The organism is Myxosarcina sp. GI1(2024) (assembly GCF_053543375.1).
In genome coordinates, this window is sequence record NZ_JBKGTY010000001.1 from 651046 (window position 1) to 667646 (window position 16601).

Genomic DNA, 16601 nt, shown 5'->3' on the forward strand with positions numbered 1-16601 from the left:
GGCGTTAAAGTACTAATAGTCGCGGCAGCAAAAACATTATTGTATAAATTGACAATACACACAAGTCTTTAATAGCTTTAGGCAGCTAAAAACAAAAACTTTTTATTATTTCTTTATTTTTAGTCAAATATCATTCAAAATTGTTTAAGTTGCGTTAGTAAATTTAAACAGAAAATCAATTTATTGCCGAACCAAGAGAAGTACAGCTCTAGATTCGTTTTGCTAGAAGCTTTGTTTTCGTTTTTGTCTCTTATGGTAGAAGATTTAATAGATTACCGGATTTGCTTTGTTTTTCTAGTGTTTTTTTCTAAAACCATTGCCATAGACAATTATCTCTGCACCTCCGTTTACAACCACTGGATTGGCAATCTTTACGCCAATCACCCCATCATAGTTATTATCTTTTGCTTTTTGTTTTAACTCTCTTAATGCCTCCTCTACAGCATCCTGAATCAGGCTTTCATAATGTTTCATACGCCCACCCGTCAAATTGCGAATATTTTCTCTGATATCATTAGTAACATTGGCAGCCTTGACTACAACAACCGTATACAACTCACCAATTTCAAATTGCGATTCTTTTTGTAAATAATCGAGACTTATTAGCATATTGTTTACTTAAGATTCTTGATTTTAAATTGTTTCTGAAAAATCTTTTTTCTGACTTATTTCTGACCATTGGCGGGAGAACCATATAGCTGCTCCTAATAGCAAAAAGATGGGAAAACTAATAAAGATGACCATTGTTGGTATACTGAGACCAAACTTATCTATAAACAAACGCCAGAAAATAGCTCCTGTGTACAAATTCCATGTACCTTTGACTAGCGAAAATAGATTTGCTGGTGCTTCCCAAAATTCAGTTGCAGCGCTAATGTTGCGGCTCTGAATAATATGAGCTATTAAGTCATTATTCTTAATTACTGAAGGATCGTCATTGAGTAAAAGCCTCATGAGTTGATTGACTTGAGATTGTTTTAACTCTCCTAAGTAACCTGCTAGTCGTCTCAAGTCTTCTGCGGATAAACGGTCAGCAAGATTCAGTAAGTTTTGTTGGGATATCATCAACAACTTGCGAATAGAGTCGATGTCTAATAGTGAAAGCTTAGATATTATCGAAGAATCTTTGAGAGATAATATCTAATATCTCTTTTAATAGTTGTCGATCTAGCTCTTGTGGAGACAGATGCTTGTAAAGTTCCAAACTTACTATATCTTCAATCTGACTTCCAGCCAAATCTGTCCATTCCACTAGAATGGGGAAACTACTCGTAGTTTCAAGCATTTTATAAGTAGTTTCTGGCAAAGAAAGCGACCGCTCAAATGACCTATCCTCAATAGCTGCCACTAGTTGGCTTCGACCCATATTATTTAGAGAGAACCCTATTAAAGAATATATCTTAGTTTTATCGCTCGTTCTGTCGAAAATATTCTTGAATTCAGGCACTTCTCCTAGCAGACTTAATGTTTCGCGATAATCTTTTTGAAAATCAAGCCATTCCGCATAAACGTTAGTAGCAACTTCCCGCGCAATCTGAGAAGATTCATTGCGAAGTTCTTCTTCAACTCTACTGGCAATTTTTTGCCGAAATGTTTGTTGTACCTCATCTGCCTTAAGAGATTTTTGAATTTGTGGCAGTGCGCCATCGAAACTTTTAATCACATCACCTGCTAGTAACACGCCACCGACAATCTCGCCAACAAATGGAATGACATTCGTTCCCAAACGTCCAGCAATTCTTCCAATGACTTGTTGCGTAACCCGCTCAATAATGCTTTTGGTAATTATTCGTTTAGTAGCTGCTGTTGCAAGTAAAACCCCAGCACTTCCGAAGGCAAATTTGTGTGTTTTGATGAAAGTGGCGGTATCGGGAGTAAAAGAAGCTACTGATTGACTCGGGTCGGGGACTGAATTTTCGATTTTCTTACCAAACTCTTCAACAAAGGTATGAGAGTATTGATTGCCAATAAAGCTTTGCAGACAATCCATCGCATAGGCTGAAGACTGAGCGGAAACAAGCTCTAACTGATTAGCCAGATCGTCAGCCATATTCTGAGACAATCGTTCGAGTTTGCGATTTAGTGCTTTTGAACTAAAGGCAATTTCAGTAACTTTGTTGGTTAATTCTTCTGCCTCGGAGGGAAGCCAGCTACTTTTGAATCTGTTCCCCCACCCTGCATCACTGTTCACTAAATCTACTGCCCTATCAATTTCAGAATCTATCGTTGAATCAATATTTAATGTACGCCATTGTCGATCTACGGCTGCCTGAAAATCAAAATTTGCTTTGTCGGCAAAGAATTCCTGCATAATAAGGTTTAGATCTAGATCGGCACGCAACACAGTGTCATTAATTTCTTTGCATTGAGGAAGTAGGTAATCTGCTTCTTGAGAAATTGGTGCTGCATAAATGGGGCTTGTGCTACTCAGCATTAAGCAAAGCGTCAGAAGAAATATTACTACTCTCTTCACAAGAGCTGAGATAGTTGTGCAAAGCATGATTGACTATTTATTTAAAATTAGAGAACGTTTTGACTAAGGGGCTTCTTACTAAAGACACTATTTATCTAATAAAGACCAAGGCATTTTGAGTTTATTCAAGTAATTTCACATAATTTGGCAATATTTTGTCATTTTTATTCCAAAAAGACTCAATATTCTCGATAGATTGCATTAGTCTTTCTCTGATAATAGAGTGAGTTACTAGGGCTAGTCTTTACCGATTTAAGCCATGTTGATTGCCCGAATCAGCCAAAAACCTGGCCGTGATGATTGCCCCCTGTTAATCTCTAAAGGGACTATGTTTGGCTCATGAAGTGCGTAACCTGTTCATAAACTTTTCAAACTCCACCTTCACAGCTTCTGTGCCTGAAGTAAACAAGTCATTGTGCCCGGCTACGTATATAGGAACGAGCTGGGCGTCCAAGCCCATTTTATTTCGTATCTGACAAAGCTCCCAGCCCATGTGGAAGGGAACGATATCGTCTTCGTTGGCGTGTAGAATAAGAACTGGTTGAGGTACCTTGGTTATGAGCTTAATGTTATCAAACACATCATTACCTAGCATGGCTTTCACAACGAATCCAGGTGCAACTTTTTGAGCCATAGCTGAGACACTGGTAAAAGGACTCATAAGGACGACGCCTGCCACTTCTTTTAGGGAGGCAAGCCTAAGAGCTACTGCAGCTCTCAATGACCACCCAACCACTAGCAAGCGCTCTGGAGGGAAGTTTCGAGTTTGAGCCACAAAGTCATACAGCGCCTCAGCTGCAGCAACGCAACCTTCTTCACTTGGAGGGCCTTCTACCATACCGTACCCAGGGTATTCGACCATTCCTAGCCCACACCTTAAAGAGCGAAAGAAATGATAGGGATTAAGGCATCGAGAAAGCGTCATTCCGTTTCCATAGAAGTACAAAACTGTAAACTCATCAGATTCTTGTGAAGGCACGGAAAGCGCAACAGTAATTTTTTCTTCGGACAGTCGGATGTGGGCAACATGCTCCTTCCAATCCCTGGAAATTGGTTCACTGGGGAGAGAGCTGCCGGGGAATAAAAGCCGACTCTTAAGCGATTGCAGCATAATATTAAAAAAGCGGCGCTACAGCCGCACTCCGTTAGACACTTATCCCACCTTGCGCCACTCCTGCAATCCACTTGAACTTGCTATGACTAGTAGCCCCTGGTCTGGGACGAATTGCTGGAGAGCAAACACTTTGTTCGTTCCTATCTCCTTCAGTGTTTGGAGCCAATCGGCGATATGAGCGAATCGTCCCAATGAATTGATGTTCAACTTAGATTCGGGTAAGCTTGTTAAGGTGATAAGAAGAAATGGACCATTAACTTCTATCTTCTTATTTCCTCTGTAGAATCCAGGCTGCCGCACCACCAATTCTATGCTGCTCGTACTCGAACTCGATATTCGTTTAATCCACGAGTCCTTTGGTGCCACTTGGCGAATTTGCCAACTCCCAGTGTACACGTCACCATAAAAGAGTCCGGCCAACTTGGCGGTGGTTGATAGGTAGGCACAATTTACTCGTACTGTCCCATTGGCCATAAAAGTAATAGAATCTCGCGAATCATCATACTGAGGCAGACGCCAGGTGCCACTCAATTTTTCTTCAATTAGATGAAGATCCTTATCGCAAATATCTGTCATGTTAACTCCTTACCAGTGTAAATCATAATGGTGACCGCATCCAGAACGCGCTCGCAGGTATATCCAGACCCGTAAAAGCTGGGACAGCTACAGGGGCTTGCGCTACAAGCTCCTGGACCAGACAATGGCGATGAGTTGCGTTTCCAAGGAAGTGTGGTGCTTTTCACTTGGGAAAGGTTGAATATGGATTACTATTTGGTGTACCACCCATTATCACTTGTGTTGGAAACGTCAATGTATGACCATAATTGTTTGATGTAATTCCATTTCTCACTGTAGAAGTACCCAGTTTTAGCAATTGCCACATTGATAGGCGTTGACATATTCCATATTCCATAAGCGAATTTACAGCTGAGCAACAGTTAAATTTCATCTGATCGAATGGCTTGTCACGGTATTGGTCATACCATAGCGCCATAATTCTCTTCTCGTACTTTTCTGTATTATGGATAGTAATTGTTGAGTGCGGCTGTCGGTCGCATTTATCAACATCCTCCTCAAACCGGGTAATATATCCACTCCGTATTTGATGTTTCGGATATTTGCTGACATAAAGTTTACTAGGAATCTCCATAGAAACATGCCCAAACTTAATTATTTCGTTGATATTACCTGGTCGAGGGAACCAAATGTGAACTTTAATCATCTTTGCCTCCATAGTTGAAGATACAAGTTACTAGAACACATCTCACAAATAACGAAGAAGGCTCATAATGCAGACGATATAACCGCTTCCTGTATGCGTATTTGAGAAGTTGGCGAGTGCGGCTAGACTGTCGGCATTAGAATCATAGGTAAATGATGAATCGATGCCACTGACTAGCTGTTCTAAACCTAGGTTTTTTGGCGGATTAAATTCCATGTTTGCCTCCTCTACAGAGAACTTATAATTTTCTCTTGCTTGTTCTCTTGTATTATGGAATTCCCCTATCTGAAAATCATTTACTCTTTGTGCCAATCCGTCAGTCAAATTATGTCTATTGAATTGCACAAAAGTGCATAGTTTATCGCCAACATTATCGTCTCAATAAAAATTTGTCGCTAGTTAGAGAATATATTCCTAGAGGTTCGATAAGGCGATCACCTGAATTTATAGCTTCAACAGAATTTTCCATCCGCTACATCACTTATTTTTCTGGGGTAGTCCTGTAGAAGTAACGATCTAAAATAAACGTCGAGCTTAAATAACTTGAGAGCAAAGCCTACTTGTCCAAGCTGCCATTCTGAGAAAATTGTCAAAAATGGTCGGATTCACAACGGAAAACAAAGGTTTAGATGTAATCAATGTCATCGTCAATTTGTAGAGAAACCGCAAAAAATCGTCGTTAATCAAGAGAAACGGGAGTTGATTGACAGGCTCTGATTAGAAAGAATTTCTTTGGCAGGTATTGCACGAGCAGTTGAAGTGTCAGAAAAGTGGCTTCAAACCTATGTTAACCATAAATAAATATGCTCTAGTTCCCAGAGAAATAAAAGTCACACCCAAAAAAAGGGGAAATTGACGAAGCAGTGTGATGCAATGTGGAGGGGCTGTGTGCGGACACAGGTTCCGCACCTTGAAAGCCCCGTGTCATTTGTAGACCATCAAGGAAATAAACAATGGGTCTGGTTAGCTTTGGATTCCAAAACTCGTGAAATCGTTGGGGTAACAATTGGCGATTGGCTTTGCCACTGCGCGGAGCGCAATCGCAGCGAACAAGCAGCGCCAGAACTGTGGAATTCGCTACCTCCTGTCTATGGTCAATGTGCGGTTGCCTACACTGATTTTTGGGCAGCTTATGAGACGGTATTTCCTCAACAACCCCATCAAGCAGTGGGAAAAGAAACAGGAAGAACAAGTTATATTGAACGGTTTAACAATACTCTTAGACAAAGAGTATCTCGATTAGTGGGAAAAACCCTATCATTTTCCAAATCATTAGAGAATCATCTAGGTGCTATCTGGCACTTCGTATATTACTATAATGCTTCATTACATCTTTAGCACTACCAGTTTCCAACTTTTTTATTACTTCGCAACACAATTATTTAGTATTTTTGTACTTATTCAACCGTGACTGATTTGGCTAAATTCCTTGGCTGATCTACATCTAACCCTTTAATCGCGGCGATGTGATAAGCCAATATCTGCAAGGGTACGACTGCTAAAATTGGCGAGATTAATTCTTCTACACCTGGAACGGTTAAGACATCATCAAAAGTATGTGCCGCTTCTTGGGCATTCATTGCTGAAGTTACGCCGATGAGTCTAGCATCTCTGGCTTTGGCTTCTTGAGCGTTGGAAATTACTTTGTCGTAAACGCTTCCAGGCATAGCGATCGCAACAACGGGGACTTTATGATCGAGTAGGGCGATCGGTCCGTGTTTCATTTCTCCTGCGGGATAGGCTTCTGCATGGATGTAAGAAATTTCTTTGAGTTTTAATGCACCTTCAAGGGCGATGGGGAAGTTGATACCGCGTCCGATGAAGATAAAGTCTTCGGTTTCCTGGGTGAAGTCGTGGGCTAGTTCTTCAATGTAGTCGGCTTGAGTTTCGATAATTTTTTCTATTTGGGTAGGTATCTGACGCAAGCCTTTGATAATTTCTTCAATCCTGTGATTGGACAAAGTTTGGCGACGGTAGGCTAAGTCTATTGCTAAGAAATAAAAGCCCATTACCTGAGCGACAAAGGTTTTGGTTGCTGCTACGCCAATTTCAATTCCTGCATGAGTATCGATGATGCGATCGACTACTTGAGCGATGGTGCTTTCGGCGCGATTGGTAATACCTAGTAGTTTTGCCTGTAATTCGGGTTCTAAGTTCTCTCGTCTAGCTCTTTCTGCTTCTAAAGCAGCAATGGTGTCGGCAGTTTCGCCAGACTGAGTTACACCAATGGTAAGAGTATTGGCAATTATTGGTTTGGGAGAGTAACGAAATTCTGAGGCGTAATCTACTGTAGTGGGAATATTTGCCAGTTGCTCTAATAGATATTTGCCGACTAAACTAGCGTGCCAACTCGTACCACAAGCCAGAATTTGGATGTGCTCTAAATTGTCGCAGAGATGGGGAGTTAATCCGAGATTGACAGGACTAAAATCTGGTTGTTCGTCAGCGTGCCAGTTGGGATTGAGATAGGTTTCCAAACCAGTCCGTACTACTGCAGGTTGTTCGTAAATTTCTTTAAGCATGTAGTGACGAAATCCCTGTTTTTCTACCTGCAAGGGATTCCAGTCTAGAGTACGGGGAAACTTACTGAGACGATCGCCGGCAAAGCTATAAATTTCTACTCCCAATGGTGTCAACCTTGCCATTTCGCCATTTTCCAAGCTCAAGACGGCATGAGTATGGGGTAAGATGGCGGTAATGTCAGAAGCGCAGAAAAATTCACCCTGTCCGAAACCTAAAATTATTGGGGCTTGCTGTCGGGCAACGATTAACTCATAAGGACGTTCGGCATTAATAACGGCGATCGCAAAGGCTCCTTGTAGTCGGGGAATAGTTTGTTGTACGGCTTCTAGTAAAGACAGATTAGAATTATTCAAGCATTGAGCGATGAGATGAGGGATCACTTCCGTGTCGGTTTCTGAGGCGAATTTCGTACCTCGTTCGATTAGTTCTTCTCTTAACTCCCGATAGTTTTCAATAATGCCATTTTGAACTACGGCAATGCTGCTGCAAGCATCTAGATGAGGATGGGCATTATGTTCTTCTGGCTTGCCGTGAGTCGCCCAGCGTGTATGTCCGATCCCAATTTGAGCGCGATCGACTTGTCTCTCTAATTTTTCTCTGAGATTGTACAGTTTACCTTTCGCTTTGATACACTGAATTTTACCTTCAGTAACTGTAGCCACTCCAGCAGAATCGTAGCCTCGATACTCTAACCTTTCTAAACCAGAGATTAAAATTTCTGTAGCTGCCTGAGTGCCTATATATCCAACTATTCCGCACATAGTAAGTTATCAGTCTTGAGCGATCGGTTAACAATCATATGTTCTAACTCATTTATTTAAATTCTGCGACTTTGTTTATATTTATTATCAAGCTAGTTTCGGGTTAATTTATACTGCATTAACTACTGCGAAGCGATCGCTGCTGGCAACATTTTTTTCGCTCGTGTACATATCATAAAATGGGATCGAAATGTTATTTCGATCGCAAAATTTTTCAAACTTAGTGGTTAAAATTAGAGCGAGGGAAGTTTATTAAATACTAAAGCAAAAACATGGGACTAATTAAAGGGGTGACAATTCGACCATTAGAATCAGTGAAAGGAGGAATGGCTGAGTTTTATACGCCTTTATCGAGCGATGAAACGATGATTGTCAAAGTACCGGCTAATACCGTTGACGATTTATTCGTTCACAAACATCAAACCGATCGCCTGTTGGTAGTCAAAGGTAGTTTTATTCTGGTAGTACTATACAATCGACATTATCAATATATTCCCTTAAGCGAACATCATCCCCAAGCAGTTACTATTCCCCCTAACGTGTTACACGGTGCGATTAATCCCAATGCTGAAGATTGTTTGCTGGTCAATGCACTGCAACGACACGGTGAAGCGAGCGATCGCGACTATCAGCCAGTTAAAAGACCATTTCCTTACGATCTAGAACGAGCCAAAGCTAGTTTTAAACAGTTGAATTTATCTCGGGATCCTTTGGTAATTGCTTAAAAATTACTGAGAATTAGCGAATTTAAGTTTAAGTTTTGTAAAATAATGTGTGTTTTGCAATACACAGCAGCAAGTTTAATTAAATATTGTTAAACTTTCTTAAAGTTTTTTAAAGTTCGAGTAAATATCGACTGCTTCTATATATTTATTTATAGGATGTTCAAAGGTGATAAGTAAATAAGTTTTACATCAATTAATGCCATTATTGATTTTAATTGCTGAAGACGATCCTGGAATTCGTTTGTCCGTTAACGATTATCTAGAATCGCAAGGATATTCAACGCTCGCCACTGAAGATGGGAATAGTGCGTTATTGATGTTGGAAAAATTTCACCCTCATTTATTAATTTCTGATATTAAAATGCCTGGTATCGATGGTTATGAGTTAGTCAAAAACATCCGTCAACTTCCCAGGTTTCGCCTATTGCCGGTAATTTTTTTGACCGAACGCAGCAGTACTAACGAGCGTATTCGTGGATATCAAGCAGGATGTGATATTTATCTACCCAAACCCTTCGAACTAGTAGAACTAGGTGCAGTAATTCGCAATCTTTTAGAGCGATCGCAAATGATTCATTCAGAATTGAGATTTTCTCAAGAAAGTCACCAAAAAGCAGAACCATACTTAGCTAGCGAGCGCCAAAACCCTAGCGCAGATTTGCAGGAACTTTCCGAAAAGTTGGAACTAACCAAACGAGAACGGGAAGTTTTAAATTTGCTGATGGACGGTCATTCCAATCAGGAAATTGGCAACAAACTGCATCTTTCTCATCGTACGATCGAAAAATATGTTAGTAGTTTGTTACGCAAAACGGGAAGAAACAACCGCGTGGAATTAATTCGTTTTGCTTTAGAAAGCCATTTGGTTTAATTTGTCAAAGAAGGAGACAGAATTCAGACTCCTGATTCAATTTAGACGATCGCCTCTAGTGCGACTGCGATCGCTCTTGCTACTGCTAAATTTTTATCTTCCGTAATAATATCTTCCTTTTGGGTACGTTGCGCTACTACTCCACAGACACAAGCCGCCGCAAAACCATAAACTCCAGCCATTTTAAATAGCGTACCTGCTTCCATTTCGTAGTTGAGAATATTTAATCTTCGATACTCTGCGGTGATACCACTCAGCCAAGATTGAAGATTGACATTGGCTGATGATTCTAGGCGTTCTTGCCCTTCATAAAAGGTATCTACCGAAGCAGTAATACCGAGATGATAGGGAATGTCCAGCTTATTAGCTGCCGAGACTAAAGCTACAGTCAAAAACGGATCGGCAACCGCCGGATATTCTGGAGGTGCGATATCATTAGCCGCACCCTGACGACACAAAGCACCTTGAGAAATAACGATACTACCTAACCTTACCTGGGGTTGAATCGAGCCACAAGTACCAATTCGGATGATTTTTTTTATCCCTACCTGCACCAGTTCGTTGACTACGATGCTTAATGATGGCGCGCCCATGCCGCTAGTGGCGATTAAAATTGGTTTGCCACTGGCAAGATGAGCCAGATAACTATTTAAGCCACGGTATTCTGAGAGTAGTCGCGCATTTTGGCAGTAATTGCTAGCAATGTGGCGCGATCGCTCTGGTTCTCCCGATAACATGGCAATTTGAGGTGGATCGGTACCGAGGTCTTCTTTACCAAAACCAATATGATAGAGTTTCATGTAAATTGGCGCGAGATTGTCAAACGAGGGAAATTTGCGGATTTTCTTTATTATCGATTTTTATTGCAGACTATAAACTTTAAAGTAATTGGGAAAGCTAACTATTTAGCCGTAACAGAAACATCGCTCTTAAACTAATGCCTAAAGTAGTAGAAGAATTCGATAATGTGATCGCCAGAGAAAAATTTACCGAGATTATTACTAGTTGTAAGAATAATGCGATCGGCAAGCTGTTACCCAATGCTCTTTACGTCCATTTTCAAGCTCTTAAAGCTCTCGAGCCGCTGTTGCAAGCTTACGAACGAGCAGCCAGAAAACTAATAGAGAATCTGGACAACGCAACTATAGTTAAATTTAGTCTCGAACGCCCCAAGATATCTTACCTATTCTATCCCGATTTCGATCGCGACCCTCATCCCAGACTACACAAAAGTATTGTCGTCGATTTAAGCCTCAACCAAATCTCTCACAGGCAATATCAAAATTCTTCCAACCCGCCAATTCTACATCGTAAAGAGACTTTTGTTACGCCAGATTATCCTTGCTATTCAGAATTTACCCAACTAACTCAAGCCGAGGTTGACTTGGGATTGTTAGATAATCCCCGTCTAATTGGCACGCAGCAAGAATGGCACAAGTTACTCTCACAACAGGGAATCGATTTTGTAGGACATCGCCTGATTTGTCCCCTTAACTCTCAAGTTGGCACCAGACAAACCGTTGCCATCGACAGGCACAAAGCCGCTTTGCAGCGTAACGAACTATCCCGTCCAGTTAGAATTGCTCTAGAAGCGGAGTTATTTGCTGAAGGAACGACTTTTTTTGATTATGGTTGCGGTTTTGGCGGAGACGTGCAGAGAATTGGCGATCGCGGCTACGTTAGTTCTGGTTGGGATCCCTATTATCGTCCCGATACACCCAAAACTCCAGCGGATATTGTCAATTTGGGTTACATTATCAACGTTATTGAAGACATAGCCGAAAGACGAGAAGCGTTGCTTAAAGCCTGGGAGTTAACCAACCAAGTTTTAATTGTCGCCGCACAAATTTTGGTCGACGATCGCCGTCGGGGTTTAGTAGCCTATGGCGACGGCATCATTACCAACCGCAATACGTTCCAGAAATATTACCAACAAGAAGAACTCAAACAATACATCGATGGAGTTCTGGGAGTAGATTCCATTCCCGTTAGCTTGGGTATTTATTTAGTCTTTCGCGATCGCTCCCGAGCTGAATCGTTCCGCGCCTCCCGTTTTTATTCTCGCGTCAGCACTCCCAGAGTTCGACTAGACGTTAGAAAATTTGAAGATTATCGCGAATTACTCACTCCCCTGATGGAATTTTATACCCGCAGGGGTAGATTACCCGTCAAAGGAGAATTAACTAGCGAAGCAGCGATTAAAGCTGAATTTGCCAATTACCGTCGCGCTTTCAAATTGGTGCTGCAAGCAACCAATGAGGATGAATGGGAAGCAATTGCCGAAAAACGCCGTCAGGATTTATTGGTTTACTTTGCTCTCTCCAAGTTTGGCGATCGTCCTAGCGTCAGAAAGCTATCTCCCGAAATCAAAGCCGATGTTAGAGCTTTATTCGGTAGCTACAGTCAACTTTGTACCATTGCCGACTTATTACTGCTACACGTAGGGGATCTGCGCAAAATCGCTCATCTCTGTAAAACTAGTTCCATCGGCAAACAGCTAAAAAATGCTCTGGTAATTCACGTTAGTGCCTTAGAAAAATTACCCCCCTTACTCAGACTTTACGAAGGCTGCGCTAGCCGTAATTTTTATCGTCTGGAGACTGCCAATTTAATCAAATTCTATTACCACAAGCCGAAAATAACTTATCTTGCCTATCCCGACTTCGATCGCGTCGCTCATCCTAGGCTACAGGCAACTTTAGAAGTAGATTTGTACGATTTGTCCGTAGTCTATCACGATGTTGCCGACGAACCCAATCCCCTAATTCTGCATCGCAAAGAAGCTTTAGTCGCACCAGACTATCCTGAATATGAAAAGTTTGCCCAACTGAGCGATCGCGAACGGCAACTCGGTTTATTAGACGATCCTGCTGCGGTTCGTCGTCTTGACGGTTGGTTGCGTTGGTTGCGCGCTCGCAACCTCAAGCTAGAGCAACATAAGATATCTAAATATTAGCTTCTACCAGTATTGGCAATAAGACAAACGTTTGAATAAGTAAATAAATAGCCGTCATGCAGACTTTGAAAGCTGGCATACTTTATTTTGCCCTCGTTTTTACCGCAGGCTTCATGCTCGGATTTATTCGCATACTTTGGGTAGTTCCACTCTTTGGCACGAGAATAGCAGAACTAATGGAAATGCCGATTATGCTCGTGGTCGCGATCGCCTCAGCATCGTGGCTCGTTCAGCAACTTGCTGTGTCGTCAAGTCTATCTAGCCGACTGAGTATGGGTTTGATTGCACTTGTCCTGTTGCTGTTGGCAGAACTTACGCTAGTGTTGCGATTGCGGGGGTTAACGCTCGATGAATATTTTTCTACTCGAGACCCTGTATCGGGAACGGTTTATTATGTGATGCTGATAGTATTTTCGGTCGTGCCGTTGTTGGTGGTCAGAGAATGAGGCTACCAAAAAGATTTTTTTCTGGCGAATCGCTTTCTTAAAACTTATAACTAGAGAAAGTCGTTCGCTGAAAATTAAAGGGGTTTGCGCTGAGGGAGCTGGGTTCTTATAACCGATCGCTTAGTTGGGGGGTAATTTTTTCAATTTACTATTTTCTAACTTAATGCCATCGATGACACTCTTTCGTTAGTAATAATTGCTCTGGCTATCTGGAAGACGCGATAAGATCCCAATAGAAGAAGGCGTAAACAAATGAGAGCAGGCGGCTGATGGTAGAACGAGTTTTGGCGGCGATTAAACTATTAACCCTAAATCGAGAACACACTCACCAACAAAACCCTCAAGAATTAATTCAAGATTACTGGCAACAAAAACAACAGGGTTCTCTATCTCCATTAGCACAGACAGTCGAGCGCATCTTAAATCATTACTACGAAGAAATCAAAACTACCGATCTAGAGGAGATTTTGGCTACTTTAGAACGACAGCCAGACTATCAATGTCGAGATTGCCACCGACTGGAATACTTACCAGGCTACCTAGAGATACTCAAATACGGTTCCGAAGAGCTACGAATTCAAGCTCTAGAACAGATCGCAATGATTCTGGTGCGGATTCACGATCCTTGGGCCATCGCCTGGGACTTTGGCGGCGTTCTCATGGATGGACACAACAAGTTTTTTATCGAGCTTTACGCTCACTCTCAAGGAGTCGATTTACCCCAAAAACAGTTAACCGAACTTTGGCAGACAATTTTTAAGAGTAAGCCAATACCAGGCAGGAATTATGATGCGCTAAAAATCGGACGGGCGACTCCCGAAGAGTTTGCCGCTGATGCGATTAATAATTTTAATACCGCCTTCGCAGCAATTGGTAGAGAACCGATTGAGATTAGTGAAAGTGAGATTCGTAATTTTTTAACTCTTTACTATAGCCATTACGATCCAAAGTTGGAAAACCGCGAGGTACTGCACCGCATCAGTAAATTGGGCATTCGTCAGTACGGGTTGACTAATAACTTTATGGCGAAAATCGAGTATTTTTTAGAACGGCAAGAGTTCGATTATTTACAAGGTTTAATTGCGATCGTCTCCGAAAAATTCGGTGCTAGTAAACCCGCGCCTCAAATTTATCTCTCATTCAAACAGCACGTTTTTCTCGATCGCTTTGCTAGAGATGTATTAGAGCTCGAGCTACCAGATTGGGCACTAGAGCAACTGTGGCAAGAAATATTTGCCCGAACCTCAATTAATAATACTGTCGCCTACGAACGGCAACACATTAGCTGCGAACCAATTAGCGAAGAAGCGATCGCCCACTACAATCGAATTTTAGAACGACTCGGCTATACTCCCGTTGATGTTCCAGTATATGCCAACAAATGGCTAGAGTATTGGGCAGATTACTACGAAGCGATCGCCGGACAAACTATTTTTGTCGATGACAAAGTTAAAAATCTCGACCGCGCCTTTGAGTACGAAGGAATACTGGGGGTTCATTTCGATGCCAATCAGGGACAAAAGATCGCCGCACAACCGGTGATTAGGGAATTGCTAACCCAGGAGCAATTAAAACAAGTAGTTCGAACCCTACGAGAATTGACCGCTACACCAAATTCTCTCGGACAAAAAGCCCAGCAAGCACTAGAACGATTGATGCCGTTGCGAATTCGTCACGAAAAATTAATCTGGCAGCAACAGATCGATGCCCATCGGGCGATCGCTGAGGCTTTGTCAGAGCAGCAAATTTACGCCTTGCTGCAACAACATTACGAACAGCTATATACGACACACTTCAAGTTAGGACAATTGGTCGGTCAGCAGTATACTCTAATTCATCGACTGGCAATTATACCTGAATATACCTATGATGAAGCTCGTCAGATCGTACTAGAACTATTTGAAACCTCAGAACTGTTTCTCGACCAGAACCGAGATCTCTATCCCTGGCAAGAAACCGAAGTCCCCCTGGAACTAGGGGAAGATTTAGGCAATTTGCAAGCCAGCGAGTCTTTACTCAAGAAAAAATTACTGCCAGAGATTAAGCGGGAAATAGTTGCCTTTGTCAGAATCTTAAATATTACCAGTCAGCCCAAGATTGAAGAATTGCTCGAATTTTTGCCGAGAGCCGAAAATTTAGCAACACTCAAACAACTTACAGCACAATTATTAGAACAAATTGCTGCTACCAACTCCAACCAAATCGAACAAAAGTTTAAAAGCTTGCAGCATTGGCAACGGAATTTTGACTTCAAATCTTCATCCCATCCACCTGCCGAATGGTATCGGCAATTCAAACGAGATGCACGACAACTACTAATGGACTTTTTGCCTCTAAAGCGGTTAATTGAGAACTGGGAGCGAGATATTCATCAATTAGAAAGTAATTATTTCCAGCAGTATCATCTCTGGAAAACCCTTAAAGCTCGACAGCGAGACGCTCTCTACCGAGATCCCATTCTCAATGGAGTACGAGAGCAATTTACCACCGAGTCTCTCTATCAGTTCGTACGTGGTTTACTGTTGCGGGTGTACGATCTACCTCGCTGGAAGGATTTAACTAAGCCAACGATGATTTTGGTTAGTGGGGCATCGGGTTCTGGTAAATCAACTCTTTCTACTCATCTAGCTCGCATCTTTGGCATTCAAAAATTATTTTCTACTGATGAAGCGGGACGGGCTAACGCGAAAGCAATTCTCGATTTTCTTTTCGGTAAAGAGGCGGAAACGGCTTTTTCTGGCTTATACCAATCTTCATTTGAAGGCAGCTTAGAGTCTTATTACTATCAGGCAGTCTTAACCACTATTGGGGTTGAAGGGCTAGCTAAAAGGCTACACAAACAAAATACCTCAGCATTAATTGAAGGTGTGGGGCTAATGCCAGGATTATTATCGGAGCAAACCTTCGAACTGCTAAATATTGATTGGCTGATAATGCAGGTAGAAAGCCAACAGCACTGGAAGCATTTCGAGCGTCGGGCACGAGGAGCAGTCCAACGTAGTGCCAAACGCTATCAGGACAACTTTGAGATGATTCGTTGTCTTCACGATCGCATACTTGCAATGGGATTACAACAAGGACTAACTATCATAGAGAACCAAGGTCCAATCCAGCAGGCGATTAGTTTGGCTATAGAACGAATTAAAGGTCCTTTAACCGACCAGTTTGTCGAAATTCAAGATCCAATTCGCGAACGGATTGACGAGTTTTTAGCTCTGCAAATAAAGCATCTGCCTGTCAAAATTCGCTTTGATGTCAAACGCGCTGCTTTAGGTTTGGGTATAGAAGAAAATACAATTATTAAGCTGTTATACCGCTTTGGCTTTGAAGAAGTAGCGCACAGTCCCCATCAGTGGATTCGTCAACCTCTACCAAATAATGAGGTTTCATTGTCTCAATTGAATTAGGGGTGTTGCTGAATGGGTAAGGATCGAGATGGATAATTTTTAGTAGTTAGTCGTCATATTATTTATATATCGTTTAGAAGACGGCGAAATTAAAATTTTGTCG

13 protein-coding genes and 1 pseudogene are annotated in these 16601 nt (G+C 41.8%); 6 read left to right on the forward strand and 8 right to left on the reverse strand.

What is annotated here, in order from left to right:
- Nucleotides 1-294: 294 nt before the first annotated feature.
- The 6 genes from ACLFKQ_RS03225 to ACLFKQ_RS03250 form a co-directional block, all read right to left on the reverse strand.
- Entirely contained in the window at nt 295-609 is a 315-nt protein-coding gene (locus tag ACLFKQ_RS03225) for a YbjQ family protein (RefSeq protein ID WP_448998452.1), read from the reverse strand.
- Nucleotides 610-633: 24 nt separating this feature from the next.
- Nucleotides 634-1065, reverse strand: coding sequence for a hypothetical protein (locus ACLFKQ_RS03230; protein ID WP_448998453.1), 432 nt, complete (start codon nt 1063-1065; stop codon nt 634-636).
- A 40-nt stretch (nt 1066-1105) separates the two neighbouring features.
- Nucleotides 1106-2500, reverse strand: coding sequence for a hypothetical protein (locus ACLFKQ_RS03235; RefSeq protein WP_448998454.1), 1395 nt, complete (start codon nt 2498-2500; stop codon nt 1106-1108).
- A 310-nt stretch (nt 2501-2810) separates the two neighbouring features.
- Nucleotides 2811-3584, reverse strand: a complete 774-nt coding sequence (locus ACLFKQ_RS03240; protein ID WP_448998455.1) for an alpha/beta hydrolase — start codon at nt 3582-3584, stop codon at nt 2811-2813.
- Between the two features lie 42 nt (nt 3585-3626).
- Nucleotides 3627-4163, reverse strand: coding sequence for a hypothetical protein (locus ACLFKQ_RS03245; protein ID WP_448998456.1), 537 nt, complete (start codon nt 4161-4163; stop codon nt 3627-3629).
- Nucleotides 4164-4851: 688 nt separating this feature from the next.
- The gene (locus tag ACLFKQ_RS03250) at nt 4852-5133 is read right to left on the reverse strand and encodes a hypothetical protein (RefSeq protein WP_448998457.1); all 282 of its coding nucleotides are present in this window, start codon (nt 5131-5133) and stop codon (nt 4852-4854) included.
- Between the two features lie 219 nt (nt 5134-5352).
- On the opposite strand from ACLFKQ_RS03250, the pseudogene ACLFKQ_RS03255 reads away from it, so the two are divergent.
- Nucleotides 5353-6147: pseudogene (locus tag ACLFKQ_RS03255) on the forward strand (IS1 family transposase).
- Nucleotides 6148-6206: 59 nt separating this feature from the next.
- Here ACLFKQ_RS03255 and glmS read toward each other — a convergent pair.
- Nucleotides 6207-8093, reverse strand: coding sequence for a glutamine--fructose-6-phosphate transaminase (isomerizing) (glmS, locus tag ACLFKQ_RS03260; protein WP_448998458.1), 1887 nt, complete (start codon nt 8091-8093; stop codon nt 6207-6209).
- Nucleotides 8094-8365: 272 nt separating this feature from the next.
- On the opposite strand from glmS, the gene ACLFKQ_RS03265 reads away from it, so the two are divergent.
- Both ACLFKQ_RS03265 and ACLFKQ_RS03270 read left to right on the forward strand, forming a co-directional pair.
- Entirely contained in the window at nt 8366-8818 is a 453-nt protein-coding gene (locus ACLFKQ_RS03265) for a cupin domain-containing protein (RefSeq protein WP_448998459.1), read from the forward strand.
- 196 nt (nt 8819-9014) lie between these two features.
- The gene (locus tag ACLFKQ_RS03270) at nt 9015-9689 is read left to right on the forward strand and encodes a response regulator (protein ID WP_448998460.1); all 675 of its coding nucleotides are present in this window, start codon (nt 9015-9017) and stop codon (nt 9687-9689) included.
- A gap of 41 nt (nt 9690-9730) precedes the next feature.
- Here ACLFKQ_RS03270 and ACLFKQ_RS03275 read toward each other — a convergent pair whose 3' ends face one another.
- Nucleotides 9731-10489, reverse strand: a complete 759-nt coding sequence (locus ACLFKQ_RS03275; protein WP_448998461.1) for a nucleoside phosphorylase — start codon at nt 10487-10489, stop codon at nt 9731-9733.
- A gap of 137 nt (nt 10490-10626) precedes the next feature.
- Here ACLFKQ_RS03275 and ACLFKQ_RS03280 point away from each other — a divergent pair, with 137 nt between their 5' ends.
- From ACLFKQ_RS03280 to ACLFKQ_RS03290, 3 genes are all read left to right on the forward strand, one after another.
- Nucleotides 10627-12645 (forward strand): DNA phosphorothioation-associated putative methyltransferase, encoded by a 2019-nt coding sequence (locus ACLFKQ_RS03280; protein ID WP_448998462.1) that lies wholly within the window; start codon nt 10627-10629, stop codon nt 12643-12645.
- 56 nt (nt 12646-12701) lie between these two features.
- The gene (locus tag ACLFKQ_RS03285; protein ID WP_448998463.1) at nt 12702-13091 is read left to right on the forward strand and encodes a hypothetical protein; all 390 of its coding nucleotides are present in this window, start codon (nt 12702-12704) and stop codon (nt 13089-13091) included.
- 269 nt (nt 13092-13360) lie between these two features.
- Complete coding sequence (locus tag ACLFKQ_RS03290; protein ID WP_448998464.1) at nt 13361-16498, forward strand: hypothetical protein; 3138 nt, start codon at nt 13361-13363, stop codon at nt 16496-16498.
- Nucleotides 16499-16601: the final 103 nt, after the last annotated feature.

What these genes read in the sequence shown, in the direction of transcription:
- ACLFKQ_RS03285 (WP_448998463.1), top strand. Translation starts at nt 12,702, where the DNA reads ATGCAGACTTTGAAAGCTGGCATACTTTATTTTGCCCTCGTTTTTACC.
- ACLFKQ_RS03240 (WP_448998455.1), bottom strand. Translation starts at nt 3,584, where the DNA reads ATGCTGCAATCGCTTAAGAGTCGGCTTTTATTCCCCGGCAGCTCTCTC.
- ACLFKQ_RS03275 (WP_448998461.1), bottom strand. Translation starts at nt 10,489, where the DNA reads ATGAAACTCTATCATATTGGTTTTGGTAAAGAAGACCTCGGTACCGAT.
- ACLFKQ_RS03265 (WP_448998459.1), top strand. Translation starts at nt 8,366, where the DNA reads ATGGGACTAATTAAAGGGGTGACAATTCGACCATTAGAATCAGTGAAA.
- ACLFKQ_RS03280 (WP_448998462.1), top strand. Translation starts at nt 10,627, where the DNA reads ATGCCTAAAGTAGTAGAAGAATTCGATAATGTGATCGCCAGAGAAAAA.
- ACLFKQ_RS03270 (WP_448998460.1), top strand. Translation starts at nt 9,015, where the DNA reads ATGCCATTATTGATTTTAATTGCTGAAGACGATCCTGGAATTCGTTTG.
- glmS (WP_448998458.1), bottom strand. Translation starts at nt 8,093, where the DNA reads ATGTGCGGAATAGTTGGATATATAGGCACTCAGGCAGCTACAGAAATT.
- ACLFKQ_RS03245 (WP_448998456.1), bottom strand. Translation starts at nt 4,163, where the DNA reads ATGACAGATATTTGCGATAAGGATCTTCATCTAATTGAAGAAAAATTG.
- ACLFKQ_RS03290 (WP_448998464.1), top strand. Translation starts at nt 13,361, where the DNA reads ATGGTAGAACGAGTTTTGGCGGCGATTAAACTATTAACCCTAAATCGA.
- ACLFKQ_RS03225 (WP_448998452.1), bottom strand. Translation starts at nt 609, where the DNA reads ATGCTAATAAGTCTCGATTATTTACAAAAAGAATCGCAATTTGAAATT.
- ACLFKQ_RS03230 (WP_448998453.1), bottom strand. Translation starts at nt 1,065, where the DNA reads ATGATATCCCAACAAAACTTACTGAATCTTGCTGACCGTTTATCCGCA.
- ACLFKQ_RS03235 (WP_448998454.1), bottom strand. Translation starts at nt 2,500, where the DNA reads ATGCTTTGCACAACTATCTCAGCTCTTGTGAAGAGAGTAGTAATATTT.